The organism is Burkholderia sp. D-99, from assembly GCF_011605345.1.
In the GTDB taxonomy this organism is placed as follows: domain Bacteria; phylum Pseudomonadota; class Gammaproteobacteria; order Burkholderiales; family Burkholderiaceae; genus Burkholderia.
This window is the reverse complement of record NZ_JAAOXM010000001.1, coordinates 1,306,183-1,321,984: the sequence shown is the minus strand read 5'-3', so window position 1 is coordinate 1,321,984 and position 15,802 is coordinate 1,306,183. Positions and strand designations below refer to the sequence as shown.

Below are 15,802 nucleotides of genomic sequence, written 5' to 3'. Positions count from 1 at the left end.
GACGCGCGGCGTGAGCCGGGGCGTGTCGCACATCCGATGCGTAAACGTGAACGTAATGCATGCCATTAAATGAAATATCGAATCGAAATCGATTCTAGGGAAAAGAAATCGGCAAAAAATCGCGCGTCATTTATCTGACGACAAATATTCAAATGCCGATTATTTCGATCGCGGGATGAGAGGTCGCCGCCCGGAAGGCCCCGGCAGGCGGCGCGAAGCGGCATTTTCTACGCACCGGAAAGCGAAAGGCGGTCGTTGTTGCCGTTTTTGGATGCCTTTGCACCTCTGTTCCGGTTCGATATTTCAGGCGGAAACATCCCCAAATATTTCCAAATTTCTTGTGATTATTTTTGCTTGTAACCTGCATCGCGACGTTTGAAACCTATTTAGCGACAGGGTGTGCCGGCGGCAGTCCGCGGCGGTGCCGGTCGCTGTTGCATCAAGTCTGGAGAAGCGCATTGCGACGTCTGATTCTGGTAGGCATGACGGTATGCGCGACGCTGCTGACGAGCGCCGCGCCGGCCGAAACGGTGTTGCCCGCGACGACGTCGTGGATCGGCAATACATTCGGCTATGGCGACGGCAGCTGGACGCAGATCGACATCCGCGCGATCGCGGTGACGCCTGAAGGCAAGGTGTATACGAATGCGCCGTGGGACGAGAGCGGGGCCGAGGCGAGTGTCTACCAGGACGGGAAGATGCTCGGCTTCGCCGGCGGTACGCACGGCTGGGGCAACCTCGGCGGCAGCGCGATCGCCGTGAACAGCAAGTACGCGTACGTCGCGATCGGTGTCGGCAACGAGCGCGGCCACCTGCAGTCGCCCGGCATCTGGCCGGACAAGGGCAAGCAGTGGTTCGGCATCTCGCGCCGCACGATCGGCGACATGAAGCAGCCCGCACCGTTCCGCGCGGCGCCGCAGGCGGCACCTGGCGGGCGTGCCGATGCCGGCCGCGCGCGGATGGCCGCGAGCTTCATGATGATGAACGAGGTGCCGGCTCCCGCGCGCTCGGAAGTGGGCGAGCAGAAGGCGGAAGTCGGCGGCCTCGCGGCCGACGACAAGCTGCTGTTCGCGACGAACCCGTCGCGCGACGCGGTGGACGTGTACGACGCGGAGACGATGCAGCAGAAGGGCACGTGGACCGTGCACGAGCCGGGCCGCATCGCGCTCGCGGGCGACGGCACGCTGTGGCTGCTCACGGACACGATCAAGGGGCCCGCGCACCTGGTGCACGTGCGCGCCGACGGCCGCAAGCTCGACGACGTGCCCGCGCTGCCGGAAGGCACCGACGCGGTGGACGTGGCAGTCGACGCGAAAGGGCGTGTGCTCGTCGCGGACAACGGCCCGCGCCAGCAGATCCTGATCTTCTCGAAAGGCGGCAAGGGCTATGCGCAGTCGGGCACGCTCGGCGAGCGCGGCGGCATCTTCGCGGGCCCGGTGCCGGGCCGGCCCGGGCCGCAGCGTTTCAACGGGCTGACGGGTGTCGGCGTCGACCGCGCGGGCAACATCTATGTGTCGATGAACGGCATCGGGCCGCGTCACGACACGATCGGCGCGGGGCTCGGCGCGGTGCTCGAAAGCTATACGCCGGAGGGCAAGCTGCGCTGGCAAGTGCAGGGGCTGCTGTTCGTCGACGGCGCGTGGCTCGACCCCGCGCGGCCGAACAGCGTGTACACGGGCAACAAGCGCTTCGAGCTCGACCTGTCGAAGCCGCCGGGCCAGGACTGGAAATACGTCGGCTTCCTGTCGAACCGCTTCAAGTATCCGGACGACCCCGTGTTCCATACGGACCAGTGGCCCGGCATGCCGATCGCGCGCCGCCTCGACGGCCGCACGTTCCTGTACCTGACCGACATGTACGCCGATCACCTGAAGATCTACCGCTTCGACGCGAAGCGCGACGGCGAAGTCGCGATTCCGTCCAGTCTGATCGCGGGCCGCGCGCGGCCGGTCGACAACGTGCCGAACAAGCCGCCGGGCGGCGACTGGCTGTGGCGCGACGCGAACGGCAACGGCCGGCTCGACGCCGACGAGTTCACGCTCAATACGACCGGCAAGGCGAAGGCCGGCGGCTGGGGCTGGTGGGTCGACACGAAGGGCGACATCTGGCGCACCAGCGACGTGCGCGGCATCCACCGCTTCCAGTACGGCGGCGTCGACAAGGCCGGCAACCCGATCTACTCGTACGACAAGGTCACGACCTATCCGATGCCGCAGCCGTTCACGCAGCTGCGCCGCTCGATCTACGACGCGCAGACGGACACGCTGTACGTGACCGGTTACACGGCCGATGCACCGCCGCAGCCGGGCATCAACAAGGAAGTGGGCCGCGTGCTGATCCGCTTCGACAAGTGGTCGACGGGCTCGCCGGTCGTGCGCTACCAGGTCGCGCTGCCGTGGCAGCTCGATGCGAAGCCGATCTTCGACCTGATCGGGATCACGGTCGAGGGCCGCTACCTCTTCGGGGTGGAGCCGGTCGGCAAGATCCACGTGTACGACAAGGACACCGGCAAGGAAGTGGGCGTGATGAGCCCGGGCACCGAGGTCGGCAAGGCATCCGGCTGGGTCGACGTGCCGTTCGGCATCAGCGCGTTCCGGCGCGAGAACGGCGAATACCTCGTATTCGTCGAGGAAGACGCGCGCGGCAAGGTGCTGATGTATCGCTGGAAACCGTGACGGGCGGCGCGCCGTCGTCGCTGTCACTCAAGGCATAAGCATGGACAAAGGCATACTCAAGAACGTTTCGATCAACTTCGTCGGGCTGATCCTGCCGACCTTCGTGTCGCTGGTGACGGTGCCCGCTTATATCCACGCGCTCGGCGTCGAACGCTATGGCGTCGTCAGCCTCGTGTGGACGCTGATCGGCTATTTCGGGATCCTCGATCTCGGGATGAGCATGGCCGCGCAGAACCACATCTCGAAGGCGCTCGCGAGCGGCAACGACGACGAAAGCGCGCGCGTGTTCTGGAGCGCGTTCTGGCTGAACCTCGGCACCGGCATCGTGGGCGGGCTGCTGATCTATTTCGGCGCGTTCATCTACACCGCGTATTTCACGAAGGTATCGGCGGCGATGCAGCACGAGGTGTATCTCGCGCTGCCGTGGCTCGCGCTCGCGATTCCGCTCGCGAACGTGTCGTGGGTGTTCGCCGGCGCGATCAACGGCGCCGAACGGTTCGGCGTGTTCAACACCAACCAGACGATCGGCACGTTCCTGTTCCAGCTGCTGCCGCTCGCCGCCGCATGGTGGATCGCGCCGAACCTGCAGACGGTGCTTGCCGCGGCCGTCGTCGCGCGCCTGATCGCGGCGGTGATGCTCGGCCAGGCCAGCATCAAGGTGCTCGGGATCCGGCGCATCGATCCGCCGCAGTGGGGCACCGCGAAAGGGCTGTTCAATTTCGGCGGCTGGATGCTGATCGCGAGCACGACGAGCATGATCGCCGACACGCTCGACCGCGTGATGCTCGGCGCCGGCATGGGCGCGAAGTTCGTCACTTACTACACGGTGCCGCAGAACCTCGTCACGCGGCTGAACATGCTGCCGAACGCGCTCGTGCGCACGCTGTTCCCGCGCCTGTCGGCGGTCGGCCGCGATCACGCGGACACGCTCGCGCGCCAGTCGCTCGAATTCCTGAACGGCGTGTTCACGCCGGTCGGTATCGTCGCGATCTTTGCGCTCGCACCGTTCCTCACGCTGTGGGTCGGCGCGGATCTCGCCGCGCATTCGGCGCCCGTCGGCCGCGTGCTGGTGATCAGCGTGTGGCTCGTCGGCCAGGCGAGCGTGACGCGGATCCTGATCCAGTCGCAGGTCAATCCGTCCCGCGCGGCATTTGCCGGGCTCGTCCAGATGCCGTTCTTCGTCGGCAGCCTGTGGTTCGGCATCCATCACTTCGGACTGGTCGGTGCGGCGGTGGTCGTCGCAGCGCGCGCGTTCGTCGACTACGGCGTGCTGCTTTACCTGTCGGCGATCCGGATGCGCGCGATCGTGCTCGACATGCTGGCGCACCTGGTCTTCCTTCTGGCGAGTCTGTTCCTGGCGCAGGCGTGGCCGGGGCTCGGCGAATCGATCGGCATGTGCGCGGTCGTGCTGCTGTTGAACGTCGCGTGGTCGCTCACGATGACGCCGGGGCTGCGCGCGCTCGTGCGCGACCTGTTTGTCCGTCTCAATGCGAGGAAAACCGTATGAATCGCGATCTGGCGGAACACGCCGTACTGAATCTCTCCACCGCCGATGCGGCCGTGGCCGAAGCGGGCGACGCTGCCGCGCTGCGCCGGGCGCTGCCGGCCGAACGGGCCAGCACGCGCCACCCGGCGCGCACGCTGCGCGTGGCGATCGTCCACGACTGGCTCGTCACCTATGCGGGCGCCGAGCGCGTGCTCGAACAGATCGTCGCGTGTTTTCCCGACGCCGACCTGTTCAGCCTCGTCGATTTCCTCGACGACCGCGCGTTCGTGCGCGGCAAGCCGGTGACGACGTCGTTCATCCAGAAGCTGCCGTTCGCGCGCACCAAGTACCGCAGCTACCTGCCGCTGATGCCGCTCGCGATCGAGCAGCTCGACGTGTCGGAGTACGACCTGGTGATTTCGAGCAGCCACGCGGTCGCGAAGGGCGTGCTGACGGGGCCGGACCAGGTGCACATCAGCTACGTGCATTCGCCGATCCGCTACGCATGGGACCTGCAGCACCAGTACCTGGAACAGTCGAACCTCACGCACGGGCCGAAATCGCTGCTCGCGCGGATGATCCTGCACTACATCCGCAACTGGGACACGCGCACCGCGAACGCGGTGGACGGCTTCGTCGCGAACTCCGCGTTCATCGCGCGGCGCATCAGGAAGGTCTACCACCGCGATGCGGCGGTGATCTTCCCGCCGGTCGACGTCGACGCGTTTTCGCTGAACGCGGAGAAGGACGATTTCTACCTGACCGCGTCGCGGATGGTGCCTTACAAGAAGATCGACCTGATCGTCGAGGCGTTCTCGAAGACGCCGGAGCGCAAGCTGGTCGTGATCGGCGACGGCCCCGAGATGCAGAAGATCCGCGCGAAAGCCGGCCCGAACGTCGAGATCATGGGCTACCAGCCGTTCGCGGTGCTGCACGACCGGATGCGGCGCGCGAAGGCGTTCGTGTTCGCGGCCGAGGAGGATTTCGGGATCTCGGTCGTCGAGGCGCAGGCCTGCGGCACGCCCGTGATCGCGTACGGCAAGGGCGGCGCGCTCGAAACCGTGCTCGACCCGCAGTCGAACCTGAATCCGACGGGGCTCTTTTTCGACGAACAGACGCCGCACGCGATCGTCGCGGCAGTCGACGATTTCGAGCGGGCGCCGCAACGCTTCACGCCGGATGCATGCCGCGCGAACGCGGCGCGGTTTTCCGCCGATACGTTCCGGCGGCGCTTTCTCGACTACGTGGAAGTCGCGCTGCCCGGCTCGACCGCGCAGCGCGGTACGGCGATCGCACGGATGCCGGCCGCGCGTGGCCCGGCGACGCTCGTGCTCGACCAGAGCGGCGTGCTTGGCGGTGCCGAGCTGTCGCTGCTCGAGATCATGAAGCACATGCGCGCGAACGCCGACGTGCTGCTGTTCGACGACGGCCCGTTCCGTGCGGCGCTCGACGAGATCGGCGCGCGCGTCGACGTGGTCGACCAGGGTGCGCTCGCGGGCGTGCGCAAGCAGGGTGGCGTGTCGGTCGGCGCGGTGAAGCAGCTCGTGCGGCTGGTGCGCGATGTCGCGCGCCGCGCGCGCCGCGCCGAGGTGATCTACGCGAACACGCAGCGCGCGATGGTGGTCGCCGCGCTGGCCGGGCGGCTCGCGCGCAAGCCGGTGGTGTGGCACCTGCGCGACATCGTCAGCACCGACCATTTCGGCAGCAAGCAGCTGCTGGCGATCAAGTACTGCGCGCGGCTCGGCGTCACGCGCGTGATCGCGAACTCCGACGCGTCTGCGCAGGCGTTCCGTGCGCTGACGGGATTCACGCCGCAGCACGTCGACGTCGTGTTCAACGGCATTTCGGCCGAGCCGTTCGATGCGCTGGAGGGCGTCAGCCAGGCCGCGCTGCGCGCGCGGCTGGGGTTGCCCGAGCGCGCATGGCTCGTCGGCTCGTTCAGCCGCCTCGCGCGCTGGAAGGGGCAGCACGTGCTGCTGGAGGCCGCCGCGCGGCATCCCGACATGCACGTGGTGCTGGTCGGCGCGCCGCTGTTCGGCGAGGACGAATACGCCGCGCAGCTGCACGAATACGTCGCCCGGCACGGGATGGGCGAGCGCGTGCATTTTCTCGGGTTCCAGCGCGACGTGGCCGCGTGCATGACGGCGGTCGACGTCGTCGCGCACACGTCGATCACGCCGGAGCCGTTCGGGCGGGTGATCGTCGAGGGGATGCTCGCGCGCCGGCCGGTCGTCGCGGCCCGCGCGGGCGGCGTCGTAGAGATCATCGAGGACGGCGACAACGGGCTGCTCTGCGCGCCGGGCGACGCAGCCGCGCTGGCCGATGCGCTGAATACGCTGAAGCGCGACGGCGCGCTGCGCGAGCGGCTCGTCGCGAGCGGGCGGGCGACGGCGGTGCGCCGGTTCGGAACCGAGACCTATGTGGAGCGCGTCGAGAAGATTCTCTCGGATACGGCGAAGGCCGCGAAGGCGAAGAAGTAGTAGCCGGCGCGAGCCGCTCCGGAAGCTGGCCCCCATGCGGCGATGCGCTGCGTGGGGGCTTTGTTTTTCAGCGAGGGGCTTGGTCGGGCGCGTGGTCGGCAGGTTGTTGCGTGGCCTGGCGGGCGCGTGCTTGAACGATTGCCGATTGGGGGGAGCGGTGGGCAATGCGAGAAGGCGACGCGAGAAGGCGACGCGAGAAGGCGACGCGAGAAGGCAATGCGGGAAGGCAATGCGGGAAGGCAATGCGGGAAGGCAATGCGGGAAGGCAATGCGGGAAGGCAATGCGGGAAGGCAATGCGGGAAGGCAACGCGGGAAGGCAATGCGGGAAGGCAATGCGGGAAGGCAATGCGGGAAGGCAATGCGAGAAGGCAGCATGAGTAGGAAGCGCAAGACGGCAGGGCAAGACGGCAGGGCAAGACGGCAGCGCAAGACGGCAGCGCAAGAAGGCAGCGCAAGAAGGCAGCGCAAGAAGGCAGCGCAAGAAGGCAGCGCAAGAAGGCAGCGCAAGAAGGCAGCGCAAGAAGGCGGCGCCCAGGCAGTCCGCATGGCGAAAGCCCGTCGAGGACGGCCCATGCGGGTCGTGGCGCGGCCCGACGCCGGAGGCCTGCCCATCCGCGTCAACCCGGCGTGCCGGCGCGCTCAGGCCATGAAAAAGCCCCCGCTCGGCGGGACGCCGCGCGGGGGCTCGGGAAACCGGGCCGGCCGGATCAGGCGGCCCGTTCGGGCGCCGGCGCGACGACGCGTGTGGGGCGGGTCGGCTTGAAGCTGGCCGACCACGTCATCGCGGGCCGTTCGAACATCCGGTAGAAAAGGTACGCGACCGGGATCGCGGCGGCCATGAACGCGAATGACGGCCAGATCGACAACTGCAGCTCGGAATGGAACAGCACCGAGCCGAGGCAGACGAACAGCGGCAGGTGGATCAGGTACAGCGAATAGCTGAAGTCGCCGAACCAGCCCAGCACGCGCAGCGGCGGCGTCGCGCGTGGCGGTCGGGCGAGCGCGCGGTACAGGAAGCACGCGAAGCCGGCCGACCAGAGCTGGAACGCGCCGTACTGGCCGAAATGGAACGCGCCGCAGCCGGCAGCTAGCAGCACGGCTGCCGCGCCATACCACGCGCGCGACGGCACGGCGGTCGCGCCGCGCGGCGGCTGTGCACGGACGTCGGCGATCCACGCGCCGATCGTCCAGGACAGCCAGTACGACGTGAAGAACTGCAGGTCGTGCCGTTCGAGCAGCCACGCCGATGCGACGTTGACGAGCGCGACCGCGGCCACGACCGCCGGCATGCCGATGCGTCGGCGTACCGCGAACAGCAGCGGGTAGATCGCGTAGAACTGCACTTCCAGCGACAGCGTCCACAGCGCGCCGTTCGACCCGTACGTGTAGCCGGCGACGCCCTGCAGCGAGAACAGGTTCACGAGGAACGCGACGAGGCCGACGTCACGGATCTTGTGGCTGACGGGCTCGATCTGCAGGCTGACCGAGTCGAGCGCGAGCGTGAACAGCAGCGCGGCGAGCAGTACCGGGTAGATGCGTGCGAACCGGCGCACCCAGAAGTTCGGCGCGTCGAGCCGGTACGCGGGATCGGCCGCGAGCTTGAGCGCCGCGTTGCGGTGGATGCAGTAGCCGCTGATCACGAAGAAGATCGGCACGCCGGCGGAACCCCACGCGAACGGGAAGGTCAGGTAGCCGGCGATCGCGCTCGGGTTGAGCGCATGGCCGTAAGCGTGATGGAAGCTCTGCATGCCGACCCAGACGACCTGGCGGCAGTGGAAATACGCGACGAGCAGCGCCGCGAAGCCGCGCATCGCGTCGATCACGTGTTCCTTGTGGTCGGCAACGGGCGGCGCGGCCAGAGACGATCCGCTGAAAGCTTGCATGCGATTCGATTCCTTGCGACGGATGGACGGGAAGTTTCATCCAATCGTAATGCGCAAGAATTCGATCAATGAATAAAAAAATATCGCCGGGAAATATCGGTATTCCACATCATGGTTTTATCGAGTTTCGAAAGCGGTTCCACGAGGCGGGTCAATTATTTACCGATTTTTTTCTGATAGTTTGAAGCTCCAGTTGATTGATGCAAGGAGCGGCAAGATGGACATGCATTGGATCGCGAGCGCTGCAGTACTGCTGGTCATGGCCGTGCTGTCGGCGTACCGCGAGGCGCTGAAGAACGAACCGATTCGCCCGGGTCTCGAACGGGGCGGCGTGCCCTATATCGAGGAATTCGAATCGTAAGAATTTGTATCTGGAAAATCGGTAATTTGTTTCTGCTTCGGCACTCGGTCCGGCAATATCGACCGGGTTGAAAGGATTATATTTTTTCCGGAATCATTGGGCAATCAGTCCATATCGATAATGAACGGAGTCGAATTGGCAGTACCGTCGATTCTCGATATGCCGTTCGGAACACAATCGCGTCGGGTCGCTGGTCGACGCGGCGCAGTCAACGCAATCAGGATGCGAACATGTTGAAAGTCACCAGGGCCGTGTTCCCCGTTGCCGGTCTCGGCACGCGGTTCCTCCCGGCAACGAAGGCGAGCCCGAAGGAAATGTTGCCCGTCGTCGACAAGCCGCTGATCCAGTACGCGGTCGAGGAAGCGATCAACGCCGGTATCACCGAGATGATCTTCGTCACCGGGCGCAGCAAGCGGGCGATCGAGGATCACTTCGACAAGTCGTACGAGATCGAGGCCGAACTCGAGGCGCGCGGCAAGGAAAAGCTGCTCGAGCTCGTGCGCGGCATCAAGCCGAGCCACGTCAACTGCTTCTACGTGCGCCAGCCGGAAGCGCTCGGCCTCGGCCACGCGGTGCTGTGCGCGGAGAAGCTGGTGCACGGCGAGCCGTTCGCGGTGATCCTCGCCGACGACCTGCTGCACGGCGAACAGCCGGTGCTGAAGCAGCTCGTCGACGTGTTCGACCACTATCACAGCTCGGTGATCGGGGTCGAGACGATCGCGCGCGACGACAGCCGTTCGTACGGAGTCGTCGAAGGCCGCGAATGGGAAGAGGACATCATCAAGCTGTCGGGCATCATCGAGAAGCCCGCGCCCGAGGATGCACCGTCGAATCTCGGCGTGGTCGGCCGCTACGTGTTCATGCCGACGATCTTCGATCACCTGCGCAAGCTCAAGCCGGGCGCCGGCGGCGAGCTGCAGCTGACCGATGCGGTCCAGTCGCTGCTCGCGAACGAGCAGGTGCTCGCGTATCGCTACTTCGGCACGCGCTTCGACTGCGGCAGCAAGATCGGCTATCTCAAGGCCACCGTCGAGCTCGCACTCCAGCATCCGGAAGTGAGCCGCGAATTCGAGGCCTACCTGCGTACCTGTTTGCCCGCGCTGGCTGCTGTCGCATAAGCAGCTGCGCGCTCCGTTGTTTCAGGTGGTGGTTGTTCCGTTGGCCCCGGCCGCTCGCGCGCCGGGGCTTTTTTGCGTGTGCGGGTGCGCGGATGCGTGATCGTGGTGCGCGTCGTCGGCGTCTGTGCCGTGGCGGGTTTGCTTCGCGAGCGGTGCCGCGGGTGGAGCGGGGCGCGCTGGCAAGAATGGACGTCACGCCTGAAACCGGTGCCGAAGCGGCCGACCGGGCGGCCGCCGCAGCGGTTCGGTTGCGCGATGCACATCGACGTTCGTGACCGTACCGGTGCTGCCGGCGCCGGTCGATGACGCGACACCACGCTGGTCGAGTGTCAGCGTCCCGGTGTGGCCTGAATCGCGGTTTCCCGGTTCGATCGTATCCGCATCCGTGTGGTGTTCAACGTGCCGACGTGCTCGGCCGTGCGACGAAACGCCGGGCCAGCATTGCGGCGACCGGCTTCTTGAAGTCGAGCAGCCGTTTTTCGAGATAGCGCCACGACAAGTGCGCGAGCAGCACGGCGAGTGCGAACTGCAGCATCTCGGGTAGCGTTTCGCGGACGATTTCCGGTATGGCCATGTGCGCGAAGTGCGCGGGCAGCACGCCGAAACGCGTCGGAATCAGGTTGTGGAACAGGTAGAAGCCGTAGCTGATCGTGCCGAGATAGACGAGCGGCGCCCAGTCGAGCAGTGCCACGACCGGATGCTCGGGTTCGCTGACGATCCACAGCAGCAGCGCGCCGAGCGATGCGGACAGGCCGAGATCCGCGAGCCCCGCGATCGCGTCCGGCAATGCCGTGCATGCGGGCAGCACGAGGAAGAACACGACGCCTGCCGCGCCGAGCCAGCCGGGCGGAACGCGGCGCACGGCGGCCGTGCCGCGTTCGGCGAGCACCATCGCACCGACGCCGCCGAGCGCGATCAACGCGAAATTCCACGGAGAAAACGCGTAGATCAGCACCGGCGATGCGTCGCACAGGTAGAGCGCGAGATGCGCGAGCGCACACAGCACGACCGCCGCGACGCCGAGCGCGACGTGTCGCGCGGCGGGCACCGCGAGCAGTGCGAGCGGCGCGATCAGATAGAACTGCTGTTCAACCGCGAGGCTCCAGAAGTGCGACGTGGAGCCCGGCCAGCCGTCCTTCACGACGCCGATCCAGTAATTCGACAGGAACACCGCGTGCCACGCGAGGCCGAGATTGACGCCGCGCTGGTAGAACAGCGCGTGCGCGATCGCGAGCGCGGCGAGCAGCAGGTAATACACGGGAAAGATCCGCAGCGCGCGCTTCGCGAGGAACAGCGCGAGCGCATGGCGGCGCGTCATGGCGCCGCACTCGACCGCCTGGCGGTTGCGATGCAACTCGCCGACGATCAGGAATCCGCTGATGAGGAAAAACGTCCACACGCCAAGCTTGCCGACGTCGACGGCAAGGACATGGCCCTTGTGGGACAGGAAAACGAGGATGACGGCTAGGGCTCGCAGGCCGTCGAGTCCTTTGACGTATCTGGCTTCGCGCATGGAGGCATCCGGGCATAGAGCGAGCCCAGTATAGGTGCGCAAATATCGAACGTAATTCGCGTTCGGGTGCCTACGTGAAGGCGTTTTTTGATGCTGGAGCGTCGATGAAATCGGTCGCATGCAAAAAAACCTGCGGGAAACCCCGCGAAAACGCATAAAAGTACTGCACGAAGCGTCACGGCGCTTGTAGAATCCGGCGTTGAAGCGCGCGCGTTGCACGCTTCGTGTATCCAACGACCACACCTGGTAGGAGAAACATGGCGACTTCCGCAAAAAAGGTGGCCAAGAAGGCTGCCGCACCGGTCACCAAGAAAGTGGCTGCAAAAAAGGCTGCGCCCGCGAAGAAAGTAGTGGCCAAGAAGGTTGTCGCGAAGGCGGCACCGGCCGCTCCGACGCCGCTGAAGGACAAGTTCACGAAGGCATCGCTCGCAACGCACATCGCTGAGCGCGCAGCTGTCGAAGTGAAGGCGGTCAAGGCAGTGCTCGTCGCACTCGAGAACGTCGTGCTCGGCTCGGTCCACAAGAAGGGCGCGGGCGAGTTCACGCTGCCGGGTCTGCTGAAGATCACGGCACAAGTCGTTCCGGCGAAGAAGAAGCGCTTCGGCAAGGATCCGTTCACGGGCGAAGAGCGTTGGTTCCCGGCGAAGCCGGCCAGCGTGCGCGTGAAGGCACGTGCGCTGAAGAAGCTGAAGGACGCGGCAGCGTAATGCCGCGCAGCGGTTGCCGATTGCATGTCGGCAGCCGTTGCGAAGTCCGACGATCCCCGTACGCGAAAGCGTGCGGGGATTTTTATTGCGCTGCGCAAATCGCGCGGAAGCGAAGAAGCGAAGAAGCGAAGAAGCGAAGAAGCGAAGAAGCGAAGAAGCGAAGAAGCGAAGAAGCGAAGAAGCGAAGAAGCGAAGAAACGAAGAAACGAAGAAACGAAGAAACGAAGAAACGAAGAAGCGAAGAAGCGAAGAAGCGAAGAAGCGAATTGGCGGAGGGTCCGCCTCGACGCGTGACGCACGCTGGATGACGTGTCGCGCCTGCACGACGACGAATGGCAATCGTCACCCGTGCGCGCGGTCGATCCGCCGCGGCCCGTCGCGCGCGCAGCGCCCGCTGCGTGCGCATCGCGAGACACACGCATCGTGACTGAACACATTCCCGACGAAATCACCGCCCAGGTCGCCGCCGCGTGCGACACGATCGAGCGGCATGCCGGTGCGACGCTGAAGGCGATCCACCTGTTCGGCTCGGCGCTCGACGGCGGGCTGAAACCGCGCAGCGACATCGACCTGCTGGCGACGGTGTCGGCCCGGCCCGACGAGCCGGCGCGGCGTGCGCTGATGCTCGACCTGCTCGCGGTGTCGGCGCCGCCCGGCCGCGCAGGCGGCATGCGCGCACTGGAAGTGACCGTCGTCGCGCACGACGAAATCGTGCCATGGCGTCATCCGGCGCGGCGCGAACTGCAGTTCGGCGAGTGGCTGCGTCGCGACCTCGAAGCCGGCATCGTCGAGCCGGCGCTCGTCGATCACGATCTGGCGATCCTGTTGACGAAGGTGCGACAGCACAGTGTCGTGCTGGCCGGCGCGCCGGCGGTTGCGCTGTTCAAGCCGGTGCCCGCGCGGGATTTCGTCGTCGCGCTGCTGGCGACCGTCGCGCAGTGGAATGCCGAACCGGATTGGCGCGGCGACGCGTGCAACGTGGTGCTCGCGCTCGCGCGCATCTGGTACAGCGCCGCGACCGGCAGGATCGCGCCCAAGGACGTCGCCGCGACATGGGTGCTGGAGCGTCTGCCGGAAACGTACCGGCCCGTCGTAGCGGCGGCGCGCACCGCCTATCTCGGCGGCGCGGAAGGTGCGGCGATCCTGTCGGGTGAACCCCTCGCCGCGTATATCGGCTATACGCGGCGGATCGTCGAATCGATGCTGGCGACGTAGCGACGTAGCGACGTAGCGGCGGATGCGGCGAACGTAACCTGCCTGCGAGCCCGCATCCCGATGGCCGCGCGCAAGTTCGCGGTAGCCGCATACGCATGCCGCCGAACGGGACGCCCGTCGGCGCACTGGCGCGCGATCGGGCCGGCGTGGCGTGATGGGCCGCGTTTCGTCAGCCCGCCGTGCCCGCGTAGGCGGCCTTCAGCGCGGCGTCGTCGAGCTTGATCATCTGCATCATCGCGGCGGCCACGCGCGCGGCCTTGACGGTGTCGCGGTCGGACATCATCGGGATCAGCGCTTCCGGAACGATCTGCCACGACACGCCGTAGCGGTCTCTCAGCCAGCCGCAGGCGTCGGCCGAGCCGCCGTTGTCGAGCAGCGCGTTCCAGTAACGGTCGAGTTCCGCCTGGTCGGCGCAGCTGACCAGCAGCGAGATCGCGTGGTTGAAGGTGTCGGTGCGCGGGTGGCTCATCGCGAAGAACGGCTGCCCGAACAGCTCGAACTCGACCATCCGCGTGCCGTCGGTGCCGGGCACCGCCGTGACGCGCACGACGCGCGAATCCGGAAAGATGCCTGCATAGAAGGTTGCGGCTTCTTCGGCTTCCGCCGCGTACCAGAGGAAAGGCGTGATCTTCTGAATCGTCATGGCGAATCTCCTGTCTGTATGGGCCGGGGCGCAAATCGCGTGCCGACCTCGATGCGACGGATGAAGGCCGTCGAAATCGACACGCCGGGGCGAACGGCCGTCGCTCCGGATCCGTGGCACCGACAGTGCGGATGGTAGTCGTCCGGCGCACACACAGCGAGAGAGCCTGGCATCGGGAACCCGCGTTTCCGGCGCATTGCAGCCATCAGGTGCCGCTGCCGGACGGGTGACGCGCATCGGGTGCTTCGGGCATCGGCCGGCGGCTGGCGCGGCCTGTACCGGCCTGCCAGCGACGGACGAAAAAAAAGCCAGCCACGGCCGAAACCGATGACTGGCTTTCCAGTTCGGCGGCAAGGCGTCGAAGACGCCATGCACGCCGGGTACGTCGTTTTTAGAACTTGTGGCGCAGGCCGAGTGCGACCAGCTCTTGCGAGCTCTTGCCAGCAATACCGTACGAGCCGATCGACGCTTGCGCATCGCTGCCGTCGGCATTCTTGCCGCTTGCGTGCTGGTACGCGCCAACCAGGTAGACGTCCGTGCGCTTCGACAGCGAGTAGTCTGCGCCGAGCGAAACTTGGTGGTACTTCCCGTTGTTGTCGCCGTTACCCTTCGTGTAGATGTAGCCGAGACCCAGCAACAGCGGAGCCGACGCCTGGTACGTCACGAATGCACGACCCGTGTTGTACTTCTGGTTCGTGCCGAACGCCGAGCTACCGTCCGACTTGTACTGTGCGTTGCTGTAGCCCGCGCCGACCGTCACCGGGCCGAATGCGTACTGGCCGGCCACTTGCGCGATGCCGATCGACGACGACGTCGTGAATGCGTTGTTGATGAAGGTCGTGCCCGTATCGCCGTCGAAGATTGCGTCGGACGAGCCGGCCCAGCCGCTGCGCGTGCCGACTGCGGTGATCGGCGCCGAGTTGTTTGCGTGGAAGTAGCCAGCTGCCAGGCCGAGCGGGCCGTTGTTGTAGGCTGCTGCCGCTGCCCACGTCTGGCCGCTGCCGGTTGCGCCGGCAACACCGCCGAATGCGTACATCGCTTCGACTTGCAGGCCAGCCCAGACCGGCGACGTGTACTTCACTGCGTTGCTGACGCGCAGGCTGTTGTCGTTGTTGTCGACGTCACCCGGCGTGGCGAACACGCTGCCGAAATAGTTGTCTGCCGTGACTGCCTGGACCATGTCGACGAGCGGGTCATACTGGCGGCCGAGTGTAACCGTACCGTACTGGTCGCTTTGCAGGCCGACGAATGCCTGGCGGCCGAACATGCGGCCACCCTGGCCCAGTGCGCCCGATGCCGAGTTGAAGCCGTTTTCCAACTGGAAGATCGCCTTCAGGCCGCCACCGAGGTCTTCGGAACCCTTCAGGCCGAAACGGCTGCCTTGCAGGTTGCCGCTACCCATCGACCACGAATTGTTGCCTTGACCTGCGTTACCGTGAACATAGGTGATCGACGTGTCGATCACGCCGTACAGCGTCACGCTCGACTGAGCCTGAGCAGCGCCAGCGGCGCCCAGCAGGGCGAGCGAGAGGGTCGAGAGAGCAAGTTTCTTCATCGTTGAGTTTCTCCACGCAAGTGATTCATCGTTATTTGTTGCGGATTGGAGAATAGCTCAGTGCCATAGACGCAAGAAAGCTTAAAAAATAAAGTGTCTCGAAAAGGTAACAGCGTGAAAAAGTCCATATATATCAAGCACATCAACGACTGTTCCTGTTTTTGA

At 65.7% G+C, this 15,802-nt stretch carries 12 protein-coding genes; 8 read left to right on the top strand and 4 right to left on the bottom strand.

Annotated elements, in window-relative coordinates:
- The first annotated feature begins 482 nt into the window (after positions 1 to 482).
- Genes HAV18_RS05750 through HAV18_RS05740 form a run of 3 tightly spaced genes read left to right on the top strand, consistent with a single transcriptional unit; the run spans position 483 to position 6,641 of the window.
- Entirely contained in the window at positions 483 to 2,675 is a 2,193-nt protein-coding gene (locus tag HAV18_RS05750) for a hypothetical protein (protein ID WP_166954153.1), read from the top strand.
- Positions 2,676 to 2,715: 40 nt separating this feature from the next.
- On the top strand, positions 2,716 to 4,182 hold the full coding sequence (locus tag HAV18_RS05745) for an oligosaccharide flippase family protein (protein ID WP_166953628.1): 1,467 nt from the start codon (positions 2,716 to 2,718) through the stop codon (positions 4,180 to 4,182).
- Positions 4,179 to 6,641, top strand: coding sequence for a glycosyltransferase family 4 protein (locus tag HAV18_RS05740; protein WP_166953626.1), 2,463 nt, complete (start codon positions 4,179 to 4,181; stop codon positions 6,639 to 6,641). The genes HAV18_RS05745 and HAV18_RS05740 overlap by 4 nt, the downstream gene beginning before the upstream one ends.
- A gap of 708 nt (positions 6,642 to 7,349) precedes the next feature.
- On the opposite strand, the gene HAV18_RS05735 is transcribed toward HAV18_RS05740, so the two are convergent.
- The gene (locus tag HAV18_RS05735; RefSeq protein WP_166953623.1) at positions 7,350 to 8,525 is read right to left on the bottom strand and encodes an acyltransferase; all 1,176 of its coding nucleotides are present in this window, start codon (positions 8,523 to 8,525) and stop codon (positions 7,350 to 7,352) included.
- A gap of 217 nt (positions 8,526 to 8,742) precedes the next feature.
- Here HAV18_RS05735 and HAV18_RS05730 point away from each other — a divergent pair, with 217 nt between their 5' ends.
- Both HAV18_RS05730 and galU read left to right on the top strand, forming a co-directional pair.
- A complete protein-coding gene (locus HAV18_RS05730) occupies positions 8,743 to 8,886 on the top strand; it encodes a hypothetical protein (protein ID WP_006479318.1) in 144 nt (47 codons plus the stop codon).
- A gap of 230 nt (positions 8,887 to 9,116) precedes the next feature.
- Positions 9,117 to 10,004 (top strand): UTP--glucose-1-phosphate uridylyltransferase GalU, encoded by an 888-nt coding sequence (galU, locus tag HAV18_RS05725; RefSeq protein WP_166953621.1) that lies wholly within the window; start codon positions 9,117 to 9,119, stop codon positions 10,002 to 10,004.
- A gap of 394 nt (positions 10,005 to 10,398) precedes the next feature.
- On the opposite strand, the gene HAV18_RS05720 is transcribed toward galU, so the two are convergent.
- A complete protein-coding gene (locus HAV18_RS05720) occupies positions 10,399 to 11,517 on the bottom strand; it encodes an acyltransferase (protein ID WP_166953619.1) in 1,119 nt (372 codons plus the stop codon).
- 257 nt (positions 11,518 to 11,774) lie between these two features.
- On the opposite strand from HAV18_RS05720, the gene HAV18_RS05715 reads away from it, so the two are divergent.
- From HAV18_RS05715 to HAV18_RS05705, 3 genes are all read left to right on the top strand, one after another.
- Positions 11,775 to 12,224: an HU family DNA-binding protein gene (locus tag HAV18_RS05715; RefSeq protein WP_122949246.1), complete on the top strand. Its 450-nt coding sequence runs from the start codon at positions 11,775 to 11,777 to the stop codon at positions 12,222 to 12,224.
- 24 nt (positions 12,225 to 12,248) lie between these two features.
- A complete protein-coding gene (locus tag HAV18_RS05710) occupies positions 12,249 to 12,518 on the top strand; it encodes a hypothetical protein (RefSeq protein ID WP_166953617.1) in 270 nt (89 codons plus the stop codon).
- Positions 12,519 to 12,647: 129 nt separating this feature from the next.
- Entirely contained in the window at positions 12,648 to 13,439 is a 792-nt protein-coding gene (locus tag HAV18_RS05705; protein WP_166953615.1) for an AadA family aminoglycoside 3''-O-nucleotidyltransferase, read from the top strand.
- Positions 13,440 to 13,608: 169 nt separating this feature from the next.
- Here the strand turns inward: HAV18_RS05705 and HAV18_RS05700 are convergent, their stop codons facing one another.
- On the bottom strand, positions 13,609 to 14,082 hold the full coding sequence (locus tag HAV18_RS05700) for a VOC family protein (RefSeq protein ID WP_166953613.1): 474 nt from the start codon (positions 14,080 to 14,082) through the stop codon (positions 13,609 to 13,611).
- Positions 14,083 to 14,473: 391 nt separating this feature from the next.
- Positions 14,474 to 15,637, bottom strand: coding sequence for a porin (locus tag HAV18_RS05695; protein ID WP_166953611.1), 1,164 nt, complete (start codon positions 15,635 to 15,637; stop codon positions 14,474 to 14,476).
- Positions 15,638 to 15,802: the final 165 nt, after the last annotated feature.

Bases quoted from the DNA above. Each gene is read 5' to 3' on its own strand.
- HAV18_RS05700 (WP_166953613.1), bottom strand. From the start codon at position 14,082: ATGACGATTCAGAAGATCACGCCTTTCCTCTGGTACGCGGCGGAAGCC.
- HAV18_RS05720 (WP_166953619.1), bottom strand. From the start codon at position 11,517: ATGCGCGAAGCCAGATACGTCAAAGGACTCGACGGCCTGCGAGCCCTA.
- HAV18_RS05715 (WP_122949246.1), top strand. From the start codon at position 11,775: ATGGCGACTTCCGCAAAAAAGGTGGCCAAGAAGGCTGCCGCACCGGTC.
- HAV18_RS05695 (WP_166953611.1), bottom strand. From the start codon at position 15,637: ATGAAGAAACTTGCTCTCTCGACCCTCTCGCTCGCCCTGCTGGGCGCC.
- HAV18_RS05740 (WP_166953626.1), top strand. From the start codon at position 4,179: ATGAATCGCGATCTGGCGGAACACGCCGTACTGAATCTCTCCACCGCC.
- HAV18_RS05745 (WP_166953628.1), top strand. From the start codon at position 2,716: ATGGACAAAGGCATACTCAAGAACGTTTCGATCAACTTCGTCGGGCTG.
- HAV18_RS05735 (WP_166953623.1), bottom strand. From the start codon at position 8,525: ATGCAAGCTTTCAGCGGATCGTCTCTGGCCGCGCCGCCCGTTGCCGAC.
- HAV18_RS05710 (WP_166953617.1), top strand. From the start codon at position 12,249: ATGTCGGCAGCCGTTGCGAAGTCCGACGATCCCCGTACGCGAAAGCGT.
- HAV18_RS05730 (WP_006479318.1), top strand. From the start codon at position 8,743: ATGGACATGCATTGGATCGCGAGCGCTGCAGTACTGCTGGTCATGGCC.
- galU (WP_166953621.1), top strand. From the start codon at position 9,117: ATGTTGAAAGTCACCAGGGCCGTGTTCCCCGTTGCCGGTCTCGGCACG.
- HAV18_RS05750 (WP_166954153.1), top strand. From the start codon at position 483: ATGACGGTATGCGCGACGCTGCTGACGAGCGCCGCGCCGGCCGAAACG.